The sequence below is a fragment of the Bradyrhizobium cosmicum genome (assembly GCF_032290525.1).
In the GTDB taxonomy this organism is placed as follows: Bacteria; Pseudomonadota; Alphaproteobacteria; order Rhizobiales; family Xanthobacteraceae; genus Bradyrhizobium; species Bradyrhizobium cosmicum_A.
The window spans coordinates 149,216-171,596 of sequence record NZ_JASXTA010000001.1 but is presented as its reverse complement, the minus strand read 5'-3'; the positions used below and the strand labels follow the sequence as shown (position 1 = coordinate 171,596).

Annotated in this window: 21 protein-coding genes; 14 read left to right on the top strand and 7 right to left on the bottom strand. The window is 65.0% G+C overall.

The genetic code is table 11. The features are described 5' to 3' along the window. The first annotated feature begins 3 nt into the window (after nucleotides 1-3). From bluB to QSV46_RS00755, 3 genes are all read left to right on the top strand, one after another. Nucleotides 4-636: a 5,6-dimethylbenzimidazole synthase gene (bluB, locus tag QSV46_RS00765; RefSeq protein ID WP_314945020.1), complete on the top strand. Its 633-nt coding sequence runs from the start codon at nucleotides 4-6 to the stop codon at nucleotides 634-636. A gap of 188 nt (nucleotides 637-824) precedes the next feature. After that, complete coding sequence (locus QSV46_RS00760; RefSeq protein WP_314945018.1) at nucleotides 825-1,856, top strand: ABC transporter substrate-binding protein; 1,032 nt, start codon at nucleotides 825-827, stop codon at nucleotides 1,854-1,856. After that, nucleotides 1,853-4,546 carry a hybrid sensor histidine kinase/response regulator gene (locus QSV46_RS00755; RefSeq protein WP_314945016.1) on the top strand — a complete coding sequence of 898 codons (2,694 nt, stop codon included), beginning with the start codon at nucleotides 1,853-1,855 and terminating at the stop codon, nucleotides 4,544-4,546. Before QSV46_RS00760 ends, QSV46_RS00755 begins: the two co-directional genes overlap by 4 nt. Here the strand turns inward: QSV46_RS00755 and QSV46_RS00750 are convergent. Next, on the bottom strand, nucleotides 4,539-5,462 hold the full coding sequence (locus QSV46_RS00750; protein ID WP_314945013.1) for a LysR family transcriptional regulator: 924 nt from the start codon (nucleotides 5,460-5,462) through the stop codon (nucleotides 4,539-4,541). The two genes, QSV46_RS00755 and QSV46_RS00750, sit on opposite strands and share 8 nt — an antisense overlap. A 128-nt stretch (nucleotides 5,463-5,590) precedes the next feature. Between QSV46_RS00750 and QSV46_RS00745 the strand changes: the two genes are divergently transcribed. From QSV46_RS00745 to QSV46_RS00700, 10 genes are all read left to right on the top strand, one after another. Continuing rightward, complete coding sequence (locus tag QSV46_RS00745) at nucleotides 5,591-6,529, top strand: ring-cleaving dioxygenase (RefSeq protein WP_314945011.1); 939 nt, start codon at nucleotides 5,591-5,593, stop codon at nucleotides 6,527-6,529. Further along, nucleotides 6,526-7,152 carry an alpha/beta hydrolase gene (locus QSV46_RS00740; RefSeq protein ID WP_314945009.1) on the top strand — a complete coding sequence of 209 codons (627 nt, stop codon included), beginning with the start codon at nucleotides 6,526-6,528 and terminating at the stop codon, nucleotides 7,150-7,152. Before QSV46_RS00745 ends, QSV46_RS00740 begins: the two co-directional genes overlap by 4 nt. Nucleotides 7,153-7,336: 184 nt before the next feature. Next, the gene (locus QSV46_RS00735; RefSeq protein ID WP_314945008.1) at nucleotides 7,337-8,119 is read left to right on the top strand and encodes an IclR family transcriptional regulator; all 783 of its coding nucleotides are present in this window, start codon (nucleotides 7,337-7,339) and stop codon (nucleotides 8,117-8,119) included. Next, nucleotides 8,116-8,991: an ABC transporter permease gene (locus tag QSV46_RS00730; protein ID WP_314945006.1), complete on the top strand. Its 876-nt coding sequence runs from the start codon at nucleotides 8,116-8,118 to the stop codon at nucleotides 8,989-8,991. The genes QSV46_RS00735 and QSV46_RS00730 overlap by 4 nt, the downstream gene beginning before the upstream one ends. Before the next feature lie 8 nt (nucleotides 8,992-8,999). Next, complete coding sequence (locus QSV46_RS00725; RefSeq protein ID WP_314945002.1) at nucleotides 9,000-9,866, top strand: ABC transporter permease; 867 nt, start codon at nucleotides 9,000-9,002, stop codon at nucleotides 9,864-9,866. 27 nt (nucleotides 9,867-9,893) lie between these two features. After that, a complete protein-coding gene (locus QSV46_RS00720) occupies nucleotides 9,894-10,949 on the top strand; it encodes an ABC transporter substrate-binding protein (protein ID WP_314945000.1) in 1,056 nt (351 codons plus the stop codon). Next, complete coding sequence (locus QSV46_RS00715) at nucleotides 10,946-12,028, top strand: ABC transporter ATP-binding protein (RefSeq protein WP_314944997.1); 1,083 nt, start codon at nucleotides 10,946-10,948, stop codon at nucleotides 12,026-12,028. The genes QSV46_RS00720 and QSV46_RS00715 overlap by 4 nt, the downstream gene beginning before the upstream one ends. Nucleotides 12,029-12,030: 2 nt before the next feature. Continuing rightward, entirely contained in the window at nucleotides 12,031-12,717 is a 687-nt protein-coding gene (locus tag QSV46_RS00710) for an AroM family protein (RefSeq protein ID WP_314944995.1), read from the top strand. Beyond that, the gene (locus tag QSV46_RS00705) at nucleotides 12,714-13,820 is read left to right on the top strand and encodes a DUF917 domain-containing protein (RefSeq protein WP_314944993.1); all 1,107 of its coding nucleotides are present in this window, start codon (nucleotides 12,714-12,716) and stop codon (nucleotides 13,818-13,820) included. Before QSV46_RS00710 ends, QSV46_RS00705 begins: the two co-directional genes overlap by 4 nt. Before the next feature lie 6 nt (nucleotides 13,821-13,826). After that, complete coding sequence (locus QSV46_RS00700; protein ID WP_314944991.1) at nucleotides 13,827-15,380, top strand: hydantoinase/oxoprolinase family protein; 1,554 nt, start codon at nucleotides 13,827-13,829, stop codon at nucleotides 15,378-15,380. A 457-nt stretch (nucleotides 15,381-15,837) separates the two neighbouring features. On the opposite strand, the gene QSV46_RS00695 is transcribed toward QSV46_RS00700, so the two are convergent. From QSV46_RS00695 to QSV46_RS00685, 3 genes are read right to left on the bottom strand one after another with little or no spacing between them, the layout of a single operon-like run. Further along, complete coding sequence (locus QSV46_RS00695) at nucleotides 15,838-16,671, bottom strand: MIP/aquaporin family protein (protein WP_314946436.1); 834 nt, start codon at nucleotides 16,669-16,671, stop codon at nucleotides 15,838-15,840. Between the two features lies 1 nt (nucleotide 16,672). Beyond that, nucleotides 16,673-17,161, bottom strand: coding sequence for a DUF3237 domain-containing protein (locus QSV46_RS00690; RefSeq protein WP_314944989.1), 489 nt, complete (start codon nucleotides 17,159-17,161; stop codon nucleotides 16,673-16,675). Nucleotides 17,162-17,200: 39 nt separating this feature from the next. Beyond that, entirely contained in the window at nucleotides 17,201-17,659 is a 459-nt protein-coding gene (locus tag QSV46_RS00685; RefSeq protein ID WP_314944987.1) for an ester cyclase, read from the bottom strand. 94 nt (nucleotides 17,660-17,753) lie between these two features. Between QSV46_RS00685 and QSV46_RS00680 the strand changes: the two genes are divergently transcribed. Continuing rightward, nucleotides 17,754-18,365 (top strand): TetR/AcrR family transcriptional regulator, encoded by a 612-nt coding sequence (locus QSV46_RS00680; RefSeq protein WP_314944986.1) that lies wholly within the window; start codon nucleotides 17,754-17,756, stop codon nucleotides 18,363-18,365. A gap of 450 nt (nucleotides 18,366-18,815) precedes the next feature. Here the strand turns inward: QSV46_RS00680 and QSV46_RS00675 are convergent, their stop codons facing one another. The 3 genes from QSV46_RS00675 to QSV46_RS00665 are packed head-to-tail and all read right to left on the bottom strand — an operon-like array spanning nucleotide 18,816 to nucleotide 22,381. Further along, complete coding sequence (locus QSV46_RS00675; RefSeq protein WP_314944985.1) at nucleotides 18,816-20,312, bottom strand: ABC transporter substrate-binding protein; 1,497 nt, start codon at nucleotides 20,310-20,312, stop codon at nucleotides 18,816-18,818. Between the two features lie 54 nt (nucleotides 20,313-20,366). Continuing rightward, a complete protein-coding gene (locus QSV46_RS00670) occupies nucleotides 20,367-21,371 on the bottom strand; it encodes an oligopeptide/dipeptide ABC transporter ATP-binding protein (RefSeq protein WP_314944984.1) in 1,005 nt (334 codons plus the stop codon). Continuing rightward, on the bottom strand, nucleotides 21,368-22,381 hold the full coding sequence (locus tag QSV46_RS00665; RefSeq protein ID WP_314944981.1) for an ABC transporter ATP-binding protein: 1,014 nt from the start codon (nucleotides 22,379-22,381) through the stop codon (nucleotides 21,368-21,370). Before QSV46_RS00665 ends, QSV46_RS00670 begins: the two co-directional genes overlap by 4 nt.

Sequence of the window (22,381 nt, the reverse complement as noted above, 5' to 3'; positions counted from 1 at the left end):
CTCATGGTCGAGTTCGACGACACCTTTCGCCAGCACCTGCGCCAGCTGTTCGTGTGGCGCCGTGACGTGCGGCGCTTTCGCAGCGACCCGCTGCCGGAGGGCGCCATCGATCGCCTGATCGACACCGCCTGTCTCTCGCCCTCGGTCGGCCTCAGCCAGCCCTGGCGTTTCGTCACCGTCGATGATGCCGCACGCCGCCGCGCCGTGATCGACGACTTCAAGGCCTGCAACGCCGATGCGCTGAATGCTTATGCCGGCGAACGCGCGGCACGCTATGCCACGCTCAAACTGTCGGGTCTCGAACAGGCCCCTGGCCACCTCGCCGTATTCGCGGACAAGGCCAGCGACATCGGTCACGGCCTCGGCCGCGCCACCATGCCGGAGACGACGGAATATTCCGTGGTCGCGGCGATCACCGCGATGTGGCTGGCCGCACGCGCCGAAGGCATCGGGCTTGGCTGGGTATCGATCCTCCATCCGGATCGCATTCGCGCCAGTCTCGACGTGCCTGATACCTGGAAATTCATCGCCTATCTCTGCATCGGCTATCCCGAGATCGAATGCGAGCAGCCCGAGCTGGAGCAGGCGAAATGGGAACACCGGCGCAAGCCGGACGAGTTCACGCTGCGACGCTAGCCGTGCTGCGAAACCGCGACGACTTGCGCACGACCGCCGGCGCTGGCGCGGTGACCGGGCAACAATACGGTATCGGACTGCCGAATGCTGCGAATGAACATTCATAGGTGCAATTTTTCATCAATTGTGGACACCGCCCTTTCGCGTTAAGCATCCGGTTTGGGACGGACCATCGTGCAAAGAATTCCATGACCGAACGGCCTTCCGCGTTCACGGTCGATCGCCGCGGCTTCATTCGCCTCGCGGGTTCAACCGCCGCAGGATGGCTTGCGCTCGGCGCAACGTCGGATCGCATACGGATCGTTGCCTCGCTGACGGCACTGCCGCTCGACGACGAACTGACCAGGCGGAGCATGACGGACAGCCCGACGTCCCGCCTGGGCGGCCTCGTCGTCGGCTTGAGGCAGCGAGGCTGGGTCGAAGGCGTCAATTTCCGCCTCGAACTCCGCTCGACCTTCGGCGCACCGGACAGGCTGAAGACCGCGGTCCAGGAGTTGCTCGACCTCAAGCCGGACGTGATCCTGACCGGCTCGACGATCGAAACCGCGGCCGTCCTGGCAGCCACCCGGACCATCCCGATCGTGTTCGCGACCGCCAACGATCCCGTCGGCAACGGCTTCGTCGAAAGCCTTGCGCATCCCGGCGGCAACGTCACCGGCTTCACCAACAGCACCGCCGAGATGGGCGGCAAATGGCTGCAGCTGATCCGGGAAGCCGTGCCCGATATCGCCCGCGTCGGTGTCCTCTTCAACCCGGCGACCACCCCTCGCGGCGGTCGCTTCTTGCTCGACTCGATCGAGCAGGAGGCCGCGGCGGCCGGAGTGTCTGCGGTCCCCGCGCCCGTCAACGCGCCAACGGACATCGACGAAGCCATCAGGCGCTTTTCCGAGCCGCCCAAGGCGGCGATGGTTGCGCTGGTCGACAGCTTCCTCGTGGTCAACCGGCAGGCGGCCGTGGCGTCGGCGGCAAAATATCGCGTTCCCACGATTTATCCGTTCCACTATTTCATGGATGCGGGCGGGCTGATGAGCTACGGGCCGACGCTCGAAGTGCGTTCCGCCGACTATGTCGATCTCATCCTGCGCGGAACCAAGGCTGGCGATCTGCCGGTGCAGTCGCCGCGGAAATACGAGTTGCTGATCAATCGCACGGTCGCCCGCTCGCTTGGATTGACCATTCCCTTCACGCTCCTCGCGCGTGCCGACGAGATCCGCGAGTGAACGAGCAGGTCGACCAGGGACATTTGCGGACGCCTTCCGGCCGGCTGTTCAGAAAATATCTCTACTCGATCGTTGCGCTTGCCTTTGCCGCCCTCGCCATCAACACCGGATTCGACGTCTGGTTCTCCTATCGCGAGCAGAAGCAGCTTCTCGCAGCGACCCAACGCGAGCAGGCAGCAAGCGCGGCCATTCAGATCGGCCAGTTCATCGGCCAGATCGAAAACCAAATCAGATGGCTCTCGCGCCTGCCACCGGAGCTGTCGACGAACGAAGACGAGCGCCTGAACGCCATCCGTCTGCTGCGCCTTTCGCCCCCGATAGCGGAAATCGCCGAAATCGATGCGCAGGGCCGCGAGCAGGTGCGGGTGTCGCGCCGGGTCGCGGACAGGATGGGCAGCAACGCCGATCTCTCCGCTTCGCCCGCCTTCCGCGGCGCCAATGAAAGCCGGGCCTATTACGGTCCCGTCTACTTTTTCGGCGACACCGAGCCGTTCATGGCGCTTGCCACGCGCGCAACCGGCCGCGCTCCCAATGTGATCGTCGCCGAGGTCAATCTGCGTTTCATCTGGGATCTCGTTGCCGGGATCAGGGTCGGCAATACCGGCAAAGCCTATGTGGTCGACCGGATGGGGATATTGATCGCGCATCCCGATCTGTGGCGCGCGCTGCAACGCAGTGATCTCTCCGGGCAGCCCGACGTGCGTTCCGCGCTCGATGGTGTAGGCCCGCCCTCGGGCGGCCTGGTCAAGCAAGACCTGTCCGGTCAGCGCGTGCTGTCGACCTATGCGACGGTCCCCTCGCTCGGCTGGCTGGTCTTCGTCGAACTGCCGCTCAGCGAGGCCTACGCGCCGATCTATGCATCGGTCGGACGCTCGACGTTTCTGCTGGTCATTCTGCTGACCGGTGCGGTCCTGGTGTCTCTCTGGCTCAGCCGGCGCATGACCGTGCCGATCCAGATCCTGACGCAGGGCGCCCGGCGGATCGGCAGCGGCGATCTCGGCCTGCGGCTCGCGATCAGGACCGGCGACGAGCTGGAGGCGCTCGGCGACCAGTTCAACCGGATGGCCGCTCACTTGCGTGAATCCTACGCGACGCTCGAGCGCAAGGTCATCGAGCGGACTTCCGAGCTCGAGAAGACACGCGACCACGCCCTTGCCGAGCACGACGCGGCCGAGCGCGCGCGCAGCGCTGCGGTCGCCGCCAACGAGACCAAATCGCGCTTTCTCGCCGTGGTCAGCCACGAGCTGCGCACGCCGCTGAACGGCGTGATGGGCGTGCTGCAACTGCTCGACGACGGCAGCCTCAGCGAAGCGCAGCGGCGCCACCTTGCGACTGCGGCCGCGTCGGGGGAAATGCTGATCGCGCTGGTCGATGCGGTGCTCGAATATGCCCGCCTGGAGGCCAGCACCGAGACGCTGGAGACGCGCGACTTCCGTCTCGACCAGCTCATCGAGACGGCCACGGACCTGATGCGCCCGCAGGCCTTCGGCAAGGGCCTGACGTTCGACCTTGCCTGCGATCCGGCACTCAACACCTTCGTCCACGGCGATCCTGTCAGGCTCAATCGCATCCTGCTCAACCTGATCGGCAACGCGATCAAGTTCACCCCGCGCGGCGGGATCGGTTTGAATGCGACGGCTGCACAGGACGCGGAGCAGGTCCTGCTCCGCATCACGATTCGTGACACCGGCATCGGCATCGCGCCCGACATGCATGAGCGGATCTTCGAGGATTTCGTCCAGGCCGACGACAGCATCGCGCGGCGGTTCGGCGGCACCGGCCTTGGACTTGCGACCGCGCGGCGCCTCACCCGCCTGATGCGCGGCGAGCTGACGGTGGCGAGCACGCCGGGCGCTGGCAGCACGTTCACGCTTCAGGTGCCGCTCGGCTGCGCCGCGAGCGGTATCGCGCAGGGTGCGCCTCCGCCGCTGTCCCGGCAGCTGCGCGTGCTGCTGGTCGACGACGATCCCGTCAATTGCGAAGTCGGCGAAGCGATCCTGAACCGGCTCGGCCATCGCGCCACGATTGCCAGGAACGGCGCCTCGGCCGTCACTCTCGCCCGCGATCAGGCGTTCGACATCATTCTGATGGATCTGCACATGCCCGACATGGACGGCGTGGAGGCGGCCGCACACATTGGCAAGCTCGGTCTGCCGAAGATGCCGCGCATCATCGCGGTGACGGCCGACGTGTCCGGCCGTGCCCGCGAGCGGCTCGCCGGTGCCGGCATCGCCAAGATCGTCAGCAAGCCGATCCTGATCAATGCGCTGCGCGAGGCGATCGAGGATGATCCAGATGTCGAGCCCGCCGCAGCGCAGCTCGCGGCAGGCGCATTGATCGACCGGCATTTCCTCGACGACCAGAAAGGACTTTTGGGGCCGACGCGGATCGCAAAGCTGCATCATTTGCTGCAGGAGACCAGCGACAAACTGATCGCGGATATCACCAAAGCCGCCGCGGCCGGAGATCACATGCAGCTCGCCCGATCCGCGCACCAGCTCGGCAGCGCGGCAAGCGCGCTCGGCCTCGTCCGCCTGTCCGAGCGCTGCCGCGAGGTCGAGCTGACAGCGTCCTCGATGTCCCCGCCCGAATGCCAAAACGCCGCGCGCGAGCTCGTCGCGCTCCAGCAGGCCTCGATGAGCGCGCTGGACGAATTGCTCGCACCCGCCGAGCAGCGTCCGGTCAGTTAGCCGCAGCGGATTTGCGCGCGACGGCCCCGTCTTCGCGGCCAAACCGCTCGACCAGAAAATCGATGAACAGCCGCACCTTCACCGACAGATGCCGGGTCGGCGGATAGACGGCATAAAGCGCGAGCGGCGGGGCGGAATAATCGTCCAGCACGGTGCGCAGCTCGCCTTTCTTCAAGGCGTCGGCGGCGATGAACTCGGGTAGCAGCGCGAGCCCCCTGCCCTTGATCGCGACGTCGCGCAGCACCTCGGCGTTGTTGACGCAGAGCGACCAGGCCGGCTGGATCCAGTGATCGCCGTCGGCGCCTGTCAGCTTCCATTGATTGCCGGTGAGCAGGAAACCATAGGTCAGCGAAACATGCTCGCGTAGATCCTGCGGGTGCTTTGGCGTGCCGTGACGCGCCAGATAATCCGGCGAGGAGCAGATCATGCGCGCCACCGGCATGATTTTTCGCGCGATCAAGCTCGAGGACTCCAATTCCGCGATCCGCAGCGTCACGTCAAAACCGTCCTGGACGGGATCGAGCAGATCGTCGCTGAGCACGATCTGAAGCTGAAGCTCGCCATAGCGCGCCATGAAATCGGCTAGCACGGGTCCGAGCCGCATCGTTCCGAACGACATCGGCGCGTTGATGCGCAACAGTCCCCGCGGCGCCGACTGCGCCTGCGTCACGGCCTGGTCGGCCGCCTCGATCTCCGAGAGGATCACGACCGCGCGTTCGAAATAGCGCTGGCCGTTCTCGGTCGGGCTGGCGTGGCGGGTGGTCCGGTTCAGCAGCTGGACACCGAGGCTCTCCTCGAGGTCGGCGATGTATTTGCTGATCGCCGAGCGCGACAGCCGCAGCTGGCGGCCGGCTTCGGCAAAGCTGCCGCTCTCTACCACCTTCACGAAGGCCCGGAGGCTGGCGACCTTATCCAAGGCCCGCCCCGCCCGATTGGTTCCAAATCGTAGACATAGACGTCATATTTGCATGGATTGTCTCCAATCCAAAGCGGAACGATATTTCCAGCCAGAGAGCAAGACCGCTCAAATTCTGGAGGACGAAAATGTCTGGACTGCACCATGTCACCGCGATCGCCGGCGATCCCATCCGCAATTTCGGCTTTTATAGCCGCGATCTCGGCCTGCGCTTCGTCAAGAAGACGGTCAATTTCGACGATCCCGGCACCTATCACTTTTACTACGGCGACGAGACCGGTCGCCCCGGCACCATCCTGACTTTCTTCCCCTGGGCCGGCGTGCCGGCCGGGCGCCGCGGCGTCGGCGAGACCCATCAGACCGCGTTCCGCGTGCCGCAGCGCTCGCTCGGCTACTGGACCCAGCGCTTCACCGAGAAGGGCATCGCCTACGAGGCGCTGGAGAGGCGCTTCGGCGAATCCGTGCTGCCGTTCACCGATCCCGATGGCATGGCGCTGGCGCTGGTCGGGATATCAGGCGCCGAGAACGAGCCCGGCTGGAGCAATGGCGACGTCCCGCCAGAGCATGCGATCCGCGGCTTCCATGGCGTGACCTTGCTGCTCGACAGTGCGGCGAAGACGGCTGCCGTCCTCACCGACGTGTTCGGCTTCGAGGAGACGGCGCGCGAAGGCTCGGTGATCCGCTTCAAAGCGCCGGGCGACGCCGAAGGCAGCATCGTCGACATCTACGAGGCCAAGGGCTTTTTGCGCGGGCATCAGGGCGGCGGCTCCGTGCACCACATCGCCTTCCGCGCGGCCGACGACGCCGAGCAGGGCAAGATGGCCCAGAAGCTTGTCTCCAATCACGGCCTGCACCCGACCGAGCAGCGGGACCGCAATTACTTCCGCTCGATCTACTTCCGGGAGCCTGGCGGCGTGCTGTTCGAGATCGCGACAGACATCCCCGGCTTCGCTGTCGATGAACCCGTCGCGACGCTCGGACGTGACCTGAAGCTGCCGAGCTTCCTCGAGGCGCAGCGCAAGCAGATCGAGGGCGTGCTGCCGAACCTGGAAGAGAGCGTGTCATGACCGGGAGTGTATTCATCCATCGCTTCGAGCCCGCGACCAACGCGGGCTCCCCTCCGCTGCTGCTGCTGCACGGCACCGGCGGCGACGAGAACGATCTGCTCGGGCTCGGCAAGATGATCTCGCCCGGCGCTGCCCTGCTCTCGCCGCGCGGCCGCGTGCTGGAGCACGGCATGCCGCGCTTCTTCCGCCGCCTCGCCGAGGGCGTGTTCGACGAGGACGACGTGCGCCGTCGCGCGCTCGAACTCGGCGACTTCGTCGCTGAAGCGCAGCAGAAATATGGCATCGCCGCGCCGGTCGCGGTCGGCTTCTCCAACGGCGCCAACATCGCAGCCGCGCTGTTGCTGCTCAGGCCAGACGTGCTCGCAGGCGCGATCCTGCTGCGCGCCATGGTGCCGCTGTCGGATCCACCGAAGGCTCAGCTCGAAGGCAAGCCGATCCTGCTGTTGTCCGGACAGGCCGATCCGATCGTCCCGCCGAGCAATTCGGCACGGCTCGCATCGCTGCTTTCCGAGGCGGGCGCGCAGGTCGATCACAAGATCTTGCCGGCGGGCCATCAATTGTCGCAGGCCGACGTGACGCTGGCCCGCGACTGGATCGGCAACGTCGCCGCCGAAGTGGCCTGATTCCACAAGAAGCGGCGCAGCGCCGAACCGCGGTGCGCCGTCTTTGAAATTCCAACAAGCGACCTTCCGCCGCAGCTGCGCAATCGGGCGCCAGCCTGCGCGAAATTTCCGCTTGCCCGTTTCCGCGTCAGGCCTAGAATTTGGGACTAAGTTCCGAAATTTGGAACCTCTTGGACCAACCTGCATGAGCGCTCTCATCAACGCGATCGAGATCCTGCACTGCTTCTCCAGTGCGCGGCCCGATCTGTCGTTCGCGGACGTGATGACGTTGACCGGCAAGCCGAAGAGTTCGACCTCGCGATTGTTGCGGTCCTTGCGCGACTGCGGCCTGCTTGAGCAGGACCCGCACACGCGCCGCTACCGGCCGGGTCTGCTCACCTTCGAGCTCGGCCGGCTGCACCGCGCCCATGACGATCTCATCAGCATGGCCGAGCGCGAGCTGCGCGAGGTCTGCGCCCGCACCGGTCACACCGGCTACATCGCCGTGCTCGACGGCTACGAGCAGGTCGTGCTGAGAATCGTGCCGGGCTCCAATCCCCTGCGCGTCGTCAATCCGCCGGGCCAGCGCACGCTGGCGCTTACGACCTCGAACGGCCGCGCCATGCTGGCGCGCCTGTCGGACGAGGATATCCGCGCGCGGGTGCCCGCGACCTATCCAAAACTGCCGCGCAACTCTCCGCAGAACTTCAAGCAGCTGATGGCGCGCATGGACGAGATCCGCCGCACCGGCATTTCGGAAGCAGCGGACGAATCCATTGAGGGCGTCGGCTCACAAGGCTTTGCGCTGAAGAGCGGCGAAACCGGCGAGATGATCGGGATTGCGGTGTCCTATTCGGTGCAGGCGACCACCGTCGCCGAACGCGCCAATGTCCGCCGCGAGCTCGCGGCCATGGCCGCAAAGCTCAGGCGACTGACCGGTGATCCGCTCGATCAGGACACCGCACGCGTAAAGACGGGGACGCGATGAGCAGCATCGCCATCCAGCGCCCCAACGCCCTGGCGCTCTTCATTCTGCCGAGCGCGCTGCTGTTTGCCTTGTTCTTCTTCCTGCCGATCGGGCTGATGGCGACCATGAGCGTGCTCACCGGCAATCCGGTGGTGATGCCGAAGGTCGCCTTTACCACGCGTCACTACGCCCGCATGATCGGCGATCCCTTTTATCTCGAGGTGATCTGGACCACGATCCGGATCGGGCTCGTGACCACGCTGGTCGCGCTCACGATCGGCTATCCCCTGGCGCACTGGATGGCGCGCATCAGGAGCCGCACCGGGCACGCGCTGCTGATGATGGCGGTGCTGGCGCCGATGCTGACCGGCATCGTGGTGCGCACCTTCGCCTGGATGACGCTGCTGTCCGACAAGGGCGTGATCAACGAGACCCTGATCTCGTTCGGCCTGATCGGCCAGCCCCTGAAGCTGATGTACAGCGAGACAGGCATCGTGATCGGGCTCGTCCACATCTACGTCCCCTTCATGGTGCTGACGCTCACCGGCGTGATCGGCCGCATCGACGAGCGGCTGGAGCAGGCCGCGGAAAATCTCGGCGCCAGCCCCCTGCGCGCCTTCCTCGAGGTGACGCTGCCGCTCAGCCTGCCCGGCATCCTCGCCGGCTCGCTACTGGTGTTCGCGCTCGCGATCAGCGCCTACGTCACGCCGATCCTGCTCGGTGGCTTCCAGATCATGACGCTGCCGATCCTGATCTACCAGCAGATTTCCGCGAACTTCAACGTCGGCTTCGCCGCCGCGCTCGGCATTGTCCTGCTCGTGATCTCGCTCGGGCTCGTCATCGCCTACAACCGCGCGCTCGGTCTCGTCTCCGGCCAGCGCGAATTGCAGTGAGGCCGGCGATGAGCACCTCCACACCGCACAGCCCATCACTCGCGGCAGCCGAGCGAGCAGCGCGCCTGCGCACGGCCGCCGTCCCTCGGCATTACGGCCGCTATCTCTATCTCGCCGTCAACGCCGCCATCCTGGTCTTCCTGCTGGCACCGATCGCGATCGTCGTCGTGTTCGCCCTGAACCCGACGCCGTTCATCCAGTTTCCGCCGGTCGGCGTGTCCTTGCGCTGGTTCGAAAAGTTCTTCGCCTCACGCGACTTCATGCATGCGCTCTGGTTCAGCCTCGAAGTCGCGGCCCTCACCACGGTGTCTGCCACGATCCTCGGCGCCTCCGCGGCGCTGGCGCTCGCCCGCGGCAATCTGCCGGGCACGCGGCTGATCGTGGCGACCATGCTCTCGCCCTTGATGCTGCCGGCGATCCTGACCGGACTTGCACTGTTCCAGGCCTATGTGCTGCTCGACGTAGGACGGCCGACCTGGGGCCTCGTCGCCGGCCACACGCTGGTGACGCTGCCCTATGTGGTGCGCACGACCCTCGCAGTACTTCACAACTTCGACCTGCGCCTCGAGGAAGCCGCACAAAATCTCGGCGCCAGTCCCTTGCGTACCTTCTTCGAGGTGACGCTGCCGCTGATCAAGCCGGGCGTGCTGGCCGGCGCGATCTTCGCCTTCATCGTCTCGTTCGATCAGTTTCCGGTGTCGCTGTTCTTGGTCAGTCCGGGTAACGAGACGCTGCCGGTCACGCTGTTCAACTATCTCAAATTCGATCTCGACGGCACCATCGGCGCCGCCTCGGTGGTCTCGATCGTGCTCGCCTTTGTCGTCGTCATCGGGCTCGACCGCACGGTCGGCCTGCGCTCCTACGTCAAATTGTAACCGCTCATTGCCATAAGGAATCGAGACATGATGGAATCCTCACGGCTCAGCCGCCGCCGCTTTCTGACCGCGAGTGCTTCGCTCGGCATCGGCACGATCGCCGCGCCCTATGTCGCGCGCGCCGACGATCCGACGCTGCGCATCACCGGCTGGGGCGGCAAGTGGGGCGAGATCATGAAGGCCGAGATCGGCCCCGCCTTCGAGAGCGAGTTCAAGTGCAAGCTCCAGATCGATTCCGCCTTCCCGTACTTGCCGAAACTCCAGGCGAGCTCGCGCTCCGCGCCGATCTATGACGTGATGCACACCAATTCGAACGAGCAGTGGGCCGCGGCCGAAATGGGTCTGGTCGAGCCGAAGATCGATCCCAAGCTGGTGCCGAACCTCGCCGACGTCTATCCCTACGCGATCAGCGACAAGATCGTCGGCGTCTCGATCTTCACCAGCGCCATCGGCCTCGGCCTGCGGACCGACAAGGGCTATGGCTCCATCACCTCCTGGAAGGAATTGTGGGACGCGAAATACAACGGCGTGCGCGGCGGCTATGTCATCCCTGTCAACAGCCTCGGCCAGGCCTTCCTGATGATGTGCGGCACGCTGTTCGGCAAGGGCCAGCTCGATCTCGATGCGGCCTATGCGGCGCTGGAGAAGCTGAAGCCGATCAAGATCGTCGATTTCACCGGCGCGATGGAGAAGATGCTGCTGTCGGGCGAGGTCGGCCTCTGCGTCATCCACGATTCCGGCATCTACCGCTACGACGGACAGAACCAGCCGACCGACTTCGTCGCGCCGAGCGAAGGCGTCCTGTCGCTCGAGCAGGTGCTGACCATCACGCCCGGCAGCAAGATGAAGGAGCTCGCCAACGCCTACGTCAACTACATGCTCCGCCCCGAGGTACAGAAGCGGCTTGCGGAGACCGTGTGGTACTCGCCGGCCAACAGGAAGGTGAAGCTCGACGCCAAATACGACGCCAAGCTGCTCACCACGCCCGAGAAGGTCTCGAAGCTGATCCAGGTTGACTGGAAGTGGTACAACGAGCGCAAGGACGAGATCGACCAGCGCGTCAACCGGATCTTCCGCGCATGAGCGCATCGATCGAGATCGCCGGAGTCAGCAAGGTCTATGACGGCGGCGTGCGCGCGGTGGACGCGGTCGCGATGGACATCCGGCAGGGCGAATTCTTCTCCCTGCTCGGCCCGTCCGGCTGCGGCAAAACCACGACGCTGCGCATGATCGCCGGCTTCGAGACGCCGAGCGCGGGCGCGATCCGCGTCGACGGCGCCGACATCACCCACGTGCCCGCGCACAAGCGCGACATGGGTATGGTGTTCCAGAACTACGCCCTGTTCCCGCATCGCACCGTCGCCGAGAACGTCGCCTTCGGCCTGCGCATGCGCGGGCTGGACAAGGCAACCATTGCAGCCAAGGTGAAGGCGGCACTCGCCATGGTCGAGCTGTCCGGCCTCGAGGATCGCCGTCCCGCCCAGCTCTCCGGCGGCCAGCAGCAACGCGTCGCGCTTGCACGCGCCATCGTGATCGCGCCGCGCGTCCTGCTCTGCGACGAGCCGCTCGGCGCGCTCGACAAGAAGCTGCGCCAGCAAATGCAGTTCGAGCTCAAGCAGCTCCAGAAGAAGCTCGGCCTGACTCTGGTCTTCGTGACTCACGACCAGGAAGAGGCGCTGGCGATGTCCGACCGCATCGCCGTGATGAATGGCGGCCGGGTCGAGCAGGTCGGCACGCCGACGGAGATCTACAACAAGCCGACGACCCGCTTCGTCGCCGACTTCATCGGCGACACCAACATCTTTCGTGGCGAGCGCACGACGACGAGTACCACTGCCTCAGTGCTCGACGTCGGCAAGGGCCTGGTCCTGACGCTGCCGCCTGCCGAGGCGCAGGGCACCGGCGTTCTCTCGGTGGCGCTACGCCCGGAGAAGATTCGCCTCTCGCCACACAGCGACGTCACCGCAGCCGGCAGCTCCGCCCACGGCATCGTCGAGAACACCAACTTCCTCGGCGGCGCCGTGCTCTACCGCATCACGCTGGAGGGCGGCCATCGCGTCCTCGTGCAACAGCCCAACGCAGGCACGAGCCACCTGTTCGCTCCCGGCAATAGTGTCACGCTCGAATGGACGCCGGCCGATCTCGTCGTCTTGAAGGACTAGACATGAACATGCCACTGAAGCACCAGCGCATCGGGGTGGTCGTGATCGGCCAGAGCCCGCGCCCGACCGTCGCCTCCGAGATCGCCGCCGTGCTTTCGCCCGGTATTGAGATCGAGCTGCGCGGCGCGCTCGACGGCATGAGCCGCGCCGAGATCGACGCCATTCCGCCGATGGACGGCTACGACACGCTGTTCACGCTGCTGCCGAACGGCGACGGCGTCACCATCAGCAAGAAGGAGGTCGAGCGGCGCGCGAGCCAGCAGATCATTCGTTTCAAGCACGAGGGCGTCGGCGTGACGCTGATGGCGTGCACCGGCAAATTCCCCAATCTCGCGGCCGACGGCCTCGTCATCCTGCCCTCGGCCATCCTGCACAATCTCGTCGAGGCCGTGCTGCCGAAGGGCCGGCTCGGCGTGTTCTCGCCGCTTCCCGAGCAGACCGCGCTGATCGACAAGAAATGGCAGCGCGACGGCGTCGAGGTGGTCGGCATCACGTTGCGCCCCGGCTCGGACGATGCCGCGGTTGACGAAGCCGCGCGCACGATGGCCGACCTCGAGCCCGATCTCGTAGTGATGGACTGCATCAGCTACACCAGCGTCAACAAGGCGCGCGTGCGCACCGCCTATCCCGGTCCTGTCATCCTCGGCATCGCCGCCGCGGCCCGCATCGTCGAGGAGCTGGTGTCGTGAGCAAAATGGAATTGAAGACGATCAGCCTCGAGGAGATCGAGGCGCTCGCGGTCGGCGCCTGGATTCTCGGAACCGGCGGCGGCGGCAGCCCCTATCTCGGCCTGCTCAACCTGCGGCGGCTCTATGCCGAGGGCCATCGCGTACAACTGATGTCTCCGCTTGACCTCGGCGACGACGACTGGGTCGCCGTGGTCTCCAACATGGGTGCGCCGCTGGTCGGGCAGGAACGCCTCGCCGACAGCCGCAACATCGCGCGTGCGGTGCGGATGCAGGAAGAGATCAACGGCATCAAGTTCCGCGCCGTGATGTCGGTGGAGATCGGCGGCGGCAACGGCGTGCAGGCGCTGATGGCGGCCGCCCATCTCGGCATTCCCGTGGTGGACGCCGACTGCATGGGCCGCGCATTTCCCGAGGCGCAGATGACCTCGGTCGCGATCGGTGATTTGCGCCCCTATCCCTGCACGCTCTACGATCCCCGCGGTATCGAAGCCGTGGTCACGAAAGTGCCCACCTGGAAATGGATGGAGCGGGCGAGCCGCAAGATCTGCGTCGAGATGGGCTCGATCGCCTCCACCAGCAAGGCGCCGCGCACCGGGCGCGAGGTCAAGGACTGGGGCATCCACTTCACCACCAGCAAGGCGATCCGCATCGGCCGCGCCGTGCAGGAGGCGAACCGCCGTCACGAGGACCCGATCGCCGCGCTGCTTTCGACCGAAGGCGGCAAGAAACTATTCACCGGCAAGATCGTCGACGTCGCCCGGCGCACGACCGAAGGATTCTTGCGCGGAACCGCGATGGTCGACGGCAGCGATGCCGATCGCGGCACGAAGCTCAAGCTCTCATTCCAGAACGAATGGATCGTGGCCTGGCGCGACCAGCAGGCGATCGCGACGTCGCCGGACCTGATCTGCGTGCTCGACAGTGTCAACGGCCACGGCATCGGCACCGAAACTATTCGCTACGGTCAGCGGGTCACCGTCGTGGCGCTACCCGCGCCGCCGGTGCTGACGAGCCCCCGCGGCCTCGAATTCGTCGGCCCGCGCGCCTTCGGCTACGACCTCGATTTCCGTTCCCTCTTCTCGCCCGCTGCGGCCGGAGCTTAGGATCCCATGAAACGCATTGGCATCGACGTCGGCGGCACCAACACGGATGCGGTGCTGATCGTCGACGAGAAGGTCGTCCATTCCGTCAAGCGCCCGACCACGGCCGACGTGACCTCGGGCATCCTCGACGCGCTGAAAGCGCTGCGCGCCGAGCCGGCCGCCGCGTTGAAGGTCGACGCGGTCGTGATTGGCACCACGCATTTCATCAACGCGGTGGTGCAGCGCCGCCACGTCCAGAAGATCGCCGCGATCCGCATCGGCATGCCCGCGAGCGCCTCGCTGCCGCCGTTCTGCGATTGGCCGGCCGACCTCGCCTCGCTCGTCAACGGCGACATCTTCATGCTGGAGGGCGGCCACGACTACGACGGCCGCCCATTCATGCCGCTCGACACCGCCGGCCTCAAGGCCGCTGCGCGAAAAATCAAGGATGCGGGCCTGCGCTCGGTCGCGGTGTGCTCGAGCTTCTCCCCGCTCGATCCATCCTGCGAGACGACCGCCCGCGAAATCCTCGCCGAGATCTGTCCCGACGTCGCAGTCACGTTGTCGCACGATCTCGGCCGGATCGGCCTGCTCGAGCGCGAGAATGCCGCGCTGCTCAACGCCTCGCTGCATGATCTCGCCATCACCACGGTCGCCGCCTTCCGCAAGGCGATCGCCGACAGCGGCATCGATGCGCCGCTGTTCCTGACCCAGAACGACGGCACCGTGATGCAGGCCGAGATCGCCACCGCCTTCCCTGTGATGAGCTTTGCCTCGGGCGCGACCAATTCGATGCGCGGCGCCGCGCATCTGTCCGGCCTCGACGACGCCATGGTTGTCGATGTCGGCGGTACCACCTCCGACATCGGCCAGCTCAGGCACGGCTTTCCGCGCGAGGCCAATGCGGTGGTCGAAGTCGGCGGCGTCCGCACGCTGTTCCGGATGCCCGATCTCTTGTCGATCGGGCTCGGCGGCGGCAGTCATGTCGACGAGGACCCGGTCCGCGTCGGCCCGCTCAGCGTCGGCTACCGCCTGACGTCGGACGCACTGGTGTTCGGCGGTTCGCGCCTCACCGCCACCGACATCGCGGTGGCCGCAGACCTGATCGAGATCGGCGACCGCAGCCGCGTCGCCAATCTGCCGAAGCGCCTGATCGAGGCCGCGATGCGCGATGCCTGGCGCAAGCTGGAAGAAGACATCGACCGCATGAAGACCGAAGCCGGCGACGTGCCGCTGCTCGCGGTCGGCGGCGGCGCGTTCCTGGTGCCGGACCACCTGCCCGGCATTTCCGAGATCGTGCGCGTGCCGCACGGCGACTGCGCCAATGCCGTGGGTGCCGCGATCGCGCAGGTCAGCGGCGAGGCCGACCAGGTGTTCCGCGACCTCAGCCGCGACGACGCGATCGCGGCCGCCCGCGATATCGCGGCCGAGCGTGCCGTCCAGGCCGGCGCTGCCCGCGACAGTCTCAAGACCGTCGATGTCGAGGACATGCCGATCGCCTATTTGCCCGGGAACGCGCTACGCGTCCGCGTCCGCGTCGCAGGCGCCATCGCCGATCCGGATCTGCCTGCGGCGGCGTAACGGGCGTAGTTAAAACAAAAACTGCGAAAACAACCCCATGCACAGTAGCCGGGAATTGGAAAATCAAAGACTTACGCGGGCAGTGCGCGAGACGGAGACAGACCCTCACCCAAGTGCCCCCCGTGTCTACCGGCGTCGCTGCGCTCTCCAGCAAGGTCGAATGCGCGGCAACGGGCATCTCTGCTGTTTGACCCGTCGGGCAAAACAGGGGCATAGTGGCATTATCGGAAATTCCGTAACGTTGTGCACCCGGTCAACCTGAGGCGTGAGCCTTGCCATCGGCTCCGTGACTTCGGCTACCAATACCGTTTCGGTCGGTTCTGCCGGTAACGAGCGCCGCGTGACCAACGTCGCTGCCGGTGTATCTGGGGCGGTGGATGGGCAGTTTGATGCGGCCAATGCGCGTCGGCAACAACTTGGTAGCCATTGCCAACCGTCGGCGTCGGCTTGCGCGGGCTCAATCAACGGCCGCATCGGTGGCACGTTTGCTTGGTAAGCTCACCGCTGATGCAGGCTGTTCGGCGGGGCGGTTCGGGCGGATCTCTGCGCCAAGAACACTCCGAGCATCGCTTAAGTTTGGGTCCGAAGTCTCAATCGGCGTTTCGCTCGGCAACAACCAGCGAAAAACAACGATCGCGACAGCGGCGCCAAGGACCTCGGCCATGATAAAGCCGAGAATATCCTGCGGCCTTATGCCGGCGAAAGAATCGGTGAACGCGCGGGCGATGGTCACGGCTGGATTGGCAAAATCGGTGGCCGTGAACCAGAAGGCACCGCCGATATAAGCCGCGACAACGCCGGCGACCGACGCCGGCCGAAGCCGCGAACAGACCCATACCGCCCCAAGCAGCCCGAACGTTGAGACGAACTCACTCAACAGATTGGAAAACCCGCTTCGGTCATTCACGGATAAGGAAAAGACCGGCGCCGCAAACATCGCATTGGCCATGCCGACGCCCGCCACGGCACCGACGAGTTGAACAGGAACGTATGCAGCCCCCGTTCGAACGGACAAATCGCCCCTAATGACGAGCGCGGCCGTGACCAGGGGATTGAAATGAGCCCCGGACAAGGGGCCCAACCATTCAATCAAGGCATAGAGCGCCGCGGCCGTCGCGAGTGCGTTGGCAGTGAGCGCGACAGCCGTGTTGCCCTGCGCCAGTCGAACGCCGAGGATTCCGGAGCCCACCACGGCGATAAGCAGGAAGCATGTCCCGAGCCCCTCAGCCACGAGCCTGTGCGGCAACTTGAAATCGGGAAAACGAGCTGCCGAGCCCTCGCTTGCGATCACGTCAGACAATCTGAAAGATCCTGTAAGCGACGGCGCCCTCCACAAGATATCCGGTTCCAACGCACACGATGTCATTCATCCAGGCGTAAGCTGTTGAACCCGTCTCGAACAATGGTTGCGTACGGAAATAGTAACGGGAGGGATCGACTTTGTACCGCCTGACGGGGTCGGCCATGTCGGTCCTTGCCTCGGGTGGCGTTATCCAGCGCCCGCTATAGGTCATGTAAATCAGCTCATTGTCGTGCGTCCGCAACGTCAGGCGTACGTCCAGCGCCATATCCCCATTGGGCCGAAACAACGCCCAGTCGCCGCCGCCCGCAAGAACGTCACCGCGCACGCGTTCTCCAGTGAACGTTCCACCCGCGGCGCCGAAAAGCACCCGTCGGCCGACCGGCGTCTCGCCAAAGAAAAGACGCGGGTTGAGATCGACCACGATGTCGAACAATGGCACCGTCTTGATGTCGGCAACGGGTTTTATGCGAGGATCCATCGTAAATCATCCTTAAGGCGCGTAACAGGGACTGGCGGCTCAGGCGGCAGTGGCAGGAGCCCCGAAGAGCCGTCGGCGGACCTGATCCGTCGAGACCCCCGACTGCTCGCACAGGGCGGAGAGATCGAAGAAAAAATATTCGCTCGCAATCAGATTGTTGCGGAAGGTGAAGCGAATGAAGACCGGAAGCTCTGCGCGCTTTCCGTTGGGAGTGACGCCGAAACGATCCCCGGTCAGGGTCATCCGAACCTCGCCCCAGCAAACCAGCGTCTCGCTGTCATTGGCATGGCCAGAGAGTGTGACCTCGTAATCCGGAAAGGACTTGAAAAACCGGGTGAGCGCCGCCTCGTTTTCTGCGAGCCCTCTCGCACGAGTGCCGAACGCGGGTCCTTCAAGGAGCATATCCTTGTCGAGCAGCGCAAGTGCGGCCGCAACGTCCTGCCGGCTCTTTGCGACCGCCAGTTGCTGCGCCAGGTTGAACATTTGGTTCCCGTCCATTCAGCGCCTCCTCTCGCATACCCTCTATATTTCACATACTTTAAGTATTTCATATTCATTTTGTATATTACATGTCAAGCCGTATGTAGCCATCATGGATAAATCGTCGAATGATCCGCGAACGAGGCGCGAGGAATATGCGGAAGCCACCCGGCAGGCCCTGCTGGCTGCGGGCCGGGAAATTTTCGCGCGCGAGGGTTATCAAGCCGCGGGCATCGAGGCGATTTCCAGGGCCGCAAGAGTGACCCGTGGCGCCTTCTATCACCACTTCGAGGACAAGAAGGCCCTGTTCGATGCCGTTGTCGTTTCACTGCAATCCGAAGCCGCTGCACGGGTGCAAGAAATCTCCAAGGGAAAGGCGAAACTGTGGGACCGGCTCTACACCGGCGTCGATGCGTACCTTGATGTTTCGATCGAGCCTGCTTATTCGCGGATTGTGGTTCAGGAAGGCCCGGTCGTTCTAGGTAATGCCCGCTTCGCCGAGATCGAAGAAAAGTTTCCGATGGCGCTTCTGAAAGCGACCTTGAAGGTCCTCAAGCGCGAAGGCGAGCTTATCTTTGACGATATCGACCTGCTTGGACACATGCTTGACGCCGTAATTTGCGAGCTTTCGATCATGCTTCCGACATCGACCGATCAAAGAAGAACCCGCGCCCGCGGTCGCAAGATCATAGAGGCGATGCTGGACTCGTTTCGCCGAAAATAGGTGCGACCGAGCCAAGTCGGCGGCGGTGACGCTCCATTTACAGTCTGGCTCTCACCCGCAAACGTCCGGTCTGCGCCTGTCAACGAACATTTAGCTGGGTCGCATCAGGGTCAGCGATGGGCCGAGTGGACGAAGGTCTCTGCAGGTTGAAAGGCCATCATACTGTCCGGCGGCTCTCGCGACGGCAGGTTTTTTCCCGCCGCCGGTGGTTTCATTTGCACGGCGGAGTACGGGTATGCAGGGATCGCTGGGGGAAAGTCGGTGAAGGCGCCTTCTCCGAAGCCTACGCCTGGGCGCCCGGTCAGGTCGTGAAGCTGTTCAAGGCCGGCGTCTCTCATTTGCTCGTCCGACACGAGATACACATGATCCGCGCCGTGCGCGCCGCCGGCGTCCCGGTGCCCGCGGTGTTCGGCGAAGTGACGCTGGACGGGCGCTTCGATCGAGCGCCCCCTACTCCCAATACCACGTCGAGAAATCGTTCTCGTATTGCGGCACGTCCTTCCAGACGCCCTTCAGTTTCTTGTTGGTGATGGTGATTAACTGCGGCTGGTAGAGGTAGGCGGAGACGGCGTCGGTGGCCAGCATGCGCTGGGCGTCGCCGAGAAGCTTTGCGCGGGGCGCCTCGTCGGGCGTTGACACGATCTGCTTGTAGAGCGCGTTGAAGGCTTCGTTGTTGTAGCCGAGATAGTAGTCCGGCTCGGTGATCTTGACGAGGTCGAACGGCTCGACATGGCTGATGATGGTGAGGTCGAAATTGTGCGGACCGTTGCCGGCGAACACCTGCGACAGCCATTGTGCCCATTCGACGTTCTCGATCTTGGCGATGATGCCGACCTTGGCGAGCTGGGCTGCGACGATTTCGCCGCCCTGCCGCGCATAGGACGGCGGCGGCAGCTTGAGCGACAGTTCAAGCGGCGTGGTGACACCGGCTTCTGCGAGCAGCTTCTTGGCCTTCTCGGGATCGTAGGGATTGATGCCGGTGGTATCGACGAAACCGAGCGCGCCCGGCACGTAGAAGCTGCCGATCGGCGTACCGAAGCCGTCGACAGCGCCGTCGATCATGGCCTTGCGGTCGATCGCGGCGAGGATGGCGCGACGCACGCGGACGTCGTCGAGCGGCTTCTTGCGGTGGTTGATGGCGACGATGGTCTTGGCGCGGGAGCCGCCGACCAGGACGCTGAAGCGCGGATCGGCCTTGAACTGCGCAATGGTGCGCTGGGCCGAGACGCGCGGAAACGCATCGACGTCACCCGACAGCAGCGCTGCGGTCTGCGCGGACGGATCGGAGATGAAACGAATCGTCACCTTCGACAGCTTGATCGCGGCGGCGTTGCGGTAGTCGGCCCATTTGGTCAGAGTCATCGAGGAGCCCTTGGCCCAGGCACCGAGCTGATAGGGTCCGGTGCCGACCGGCTGCGTGACATTGGTCGGTGCACTCTTCGGCTCGACGATCGAGGCGCTCGCCTGTCCCATCTGGAACGGCAGGTTCGGCTCGGAATTCTTCAGGGCGATCACGACCGTGTCGGCATCGGGCGCGGCAACGGACTCGAAGCCCTGGAAAAGGCTCTTGTCCTTGTTGGTGCTGGTCGGCAGCCCATTGCGCTCGAACGAGAACTTCACCGCAGCGGAGTCGAACGGCTCGCCATTGTGGAATTTGACGCCCTTGCGCAGCTTGAACGTGTAGGTCTTCAGGTCCGGCGAAGCAGTCCAGCTCTCAGCCAGCAGGGAAGAGACGGTGCCGTCCTCGTTGACCTTGGTCAGGGTCTCGTAGACGTTGTAGAGCGTCACCTCGGCGATCGCGGCAGCGGCTGCATTGGTGGGATCGAGCCCCGGCGGCTCCAGCGCCATCGCCATGACGACGCTGTCCTTCTTGCTTTGTGCCAGCACCGGCAGCGGCGCCGCGACCAACGCGGCAGTGAGTGCGACGATGGATAGTTTCCTGAACATGCGTAACTCCCCTGCCTTCTCAAGTCCCAGTCTACGCCAATCCTGCGCCAGAGCCTAACCCCCCGCGGCCGCTTGCGGCAACGCCATTACGGCTTCCGCCTTGTGGCAGGCCGCAAGATGCGCTTCGCCCACCCTGCGTAGCTCAGGCAGGACTTCGCGGCAATGCTGGTCGGCGAGCGGACAGCGCGCGACATAGGGACACCCCGTTGCAGTCGCCGATTGCGAGGCGATCGCCTGGGCCCCGCGCCGGCGCCGGCCGCCGGCGGCGCGCGCCCGCGGCACGGCATCGAGCAGCGCCCGCGTATAGGGATGGGCGCAGTGCTCGAACAGATCCTCCGGTCGCCCCTGCTCGACGATGCGGCCGAGATACATCACTGCGACCTCGTCGCAGAGATAATCGACCACGGCGAGATCATGGCTGATCAGGACGTAGCTGAGGCCGAACTGCTCCTGGAGGTCCTGCATCAGGTTCAGCACCTGGGCCTGCACGGAGACATCGAGCGCCGAGACCGGCTCGTCCGCCACGATCAGCTTCGGCTGCGTGATCAGAGCGCGCGCGATGGCGATGCGCTGGCGCTGGCCTCCGGAGAATTCGTGCGGGTATTTGTCCATGTCGGCATCGCGCAAGCCGACCTGCCGCAGGACCGCGGCGACGCGTTCCCGGAACGTATTGCGGTCGGCGCCATCAAGCACGGTGAGCGGTTCGGCGACGATGCGCGCGATGGTCTGGCGCGGGTCGAGCGACCCATAGGGGTCCTGGAACACCATCTGGAAATCGCGGCGGGCGCGGCGCAGAGCATCCGCGGAGATGCGGTTGAGGTCTTGGCCGAGCAGCGCGACCTGGCCGGAGGTGGGCCGTTCCAGTGCCATCACAACGCGCGCAAAAGTTGATTTTCCAGAGCCGGACTCGCCGACGATACCGAGGCTCTTGCCGGCGGCCAGCTGTACGCTGACGCCGTTGAGGGCGCGAACCTGCCCCGGCGGCCGGAACAGGCTCTCGCGCGGCAGCGCGTAGCGCTGCTCCAGATCCTTCACGTCGAGAAGAGGCGCGGCGGTCATGCGGACAGTGCTCCGACATTTTCGGCCATGGAGACGTCCGTCCGGATACAGCGCACCAAGTGAGCGGGTCCGACCTCCACCATCGGTGGAAGCGTGAGCCGGCACTGCTCGACCACCAGCGGACACCGATCGGCGAAGGTGCAGCCGGACGGCAGATCCGCGAGCTCCGGCACCGTGCCCGAGATCGTCGTCAGCCGCGTCCCCTTGCGCGCGCCGAGCTTCGGGCGGGCGCGGAACAGGCCCTGCGTGTAGGGATGGCCCATGCGGCGGAATACCTCGTCGGTCGGACCGCTCTCGACGACCGTGCCGCCATACATCACCATCATGCGCTGCACGTTCTCGGCGATGACGCCGAGATCGTGCGAGATCAGGATCATCGACATGCCGCGCTCCTCGACGAGATCGGCGATAAGGTCTAGAATCTGGCCCTGGATGGTGACATCGAGCGCGGTGGTCGGCTCGTCCGCGATCAGAAGGTCCGGCTCGCAGGCGAGCGCCATCGCGATCGTAACGCGCTGACGCTGGCCTCCGGAAAACTGATGCGGATAGGCATCGACGCGCTTTGCAGGGTCCGGCAATCCGACGCGGTCGAGCAAGGCGATCGCCTCCCGCCGGGCCTGCGCCGCAGAATATTTCTTGTGGCGCCGCAGCGGCTCGGCCACCTGGTGCCCGATCGTGTGCATCGGGTTGAGCGCGGTCATCGGCTCCTGGAAGATCATGCTGATGCGGTTGCCGCGCAGCCGGCAATAATCCGCGTCGGCAAGCCGGGCGAGCTCCTCGCCCTCCAGCTTGATGCTGCCGCTGACGACGGCGCTGTCCGGCAAGAGCCCCATCAATGACAGCGCAGTCACGGACTTGCCGCAGCCGGACTCGCCGACAAGCCCCAGCGTCTCGCCGCGCTTCAGGGCGAAACTGACGCCACGCACGGCCTGCGCCGGCCCGCGGCTGGTGTTGAGACGGACGCCGAGATCGGCGACTTCGATCAGCGGCATGGTTGAACGCTCGCCCAT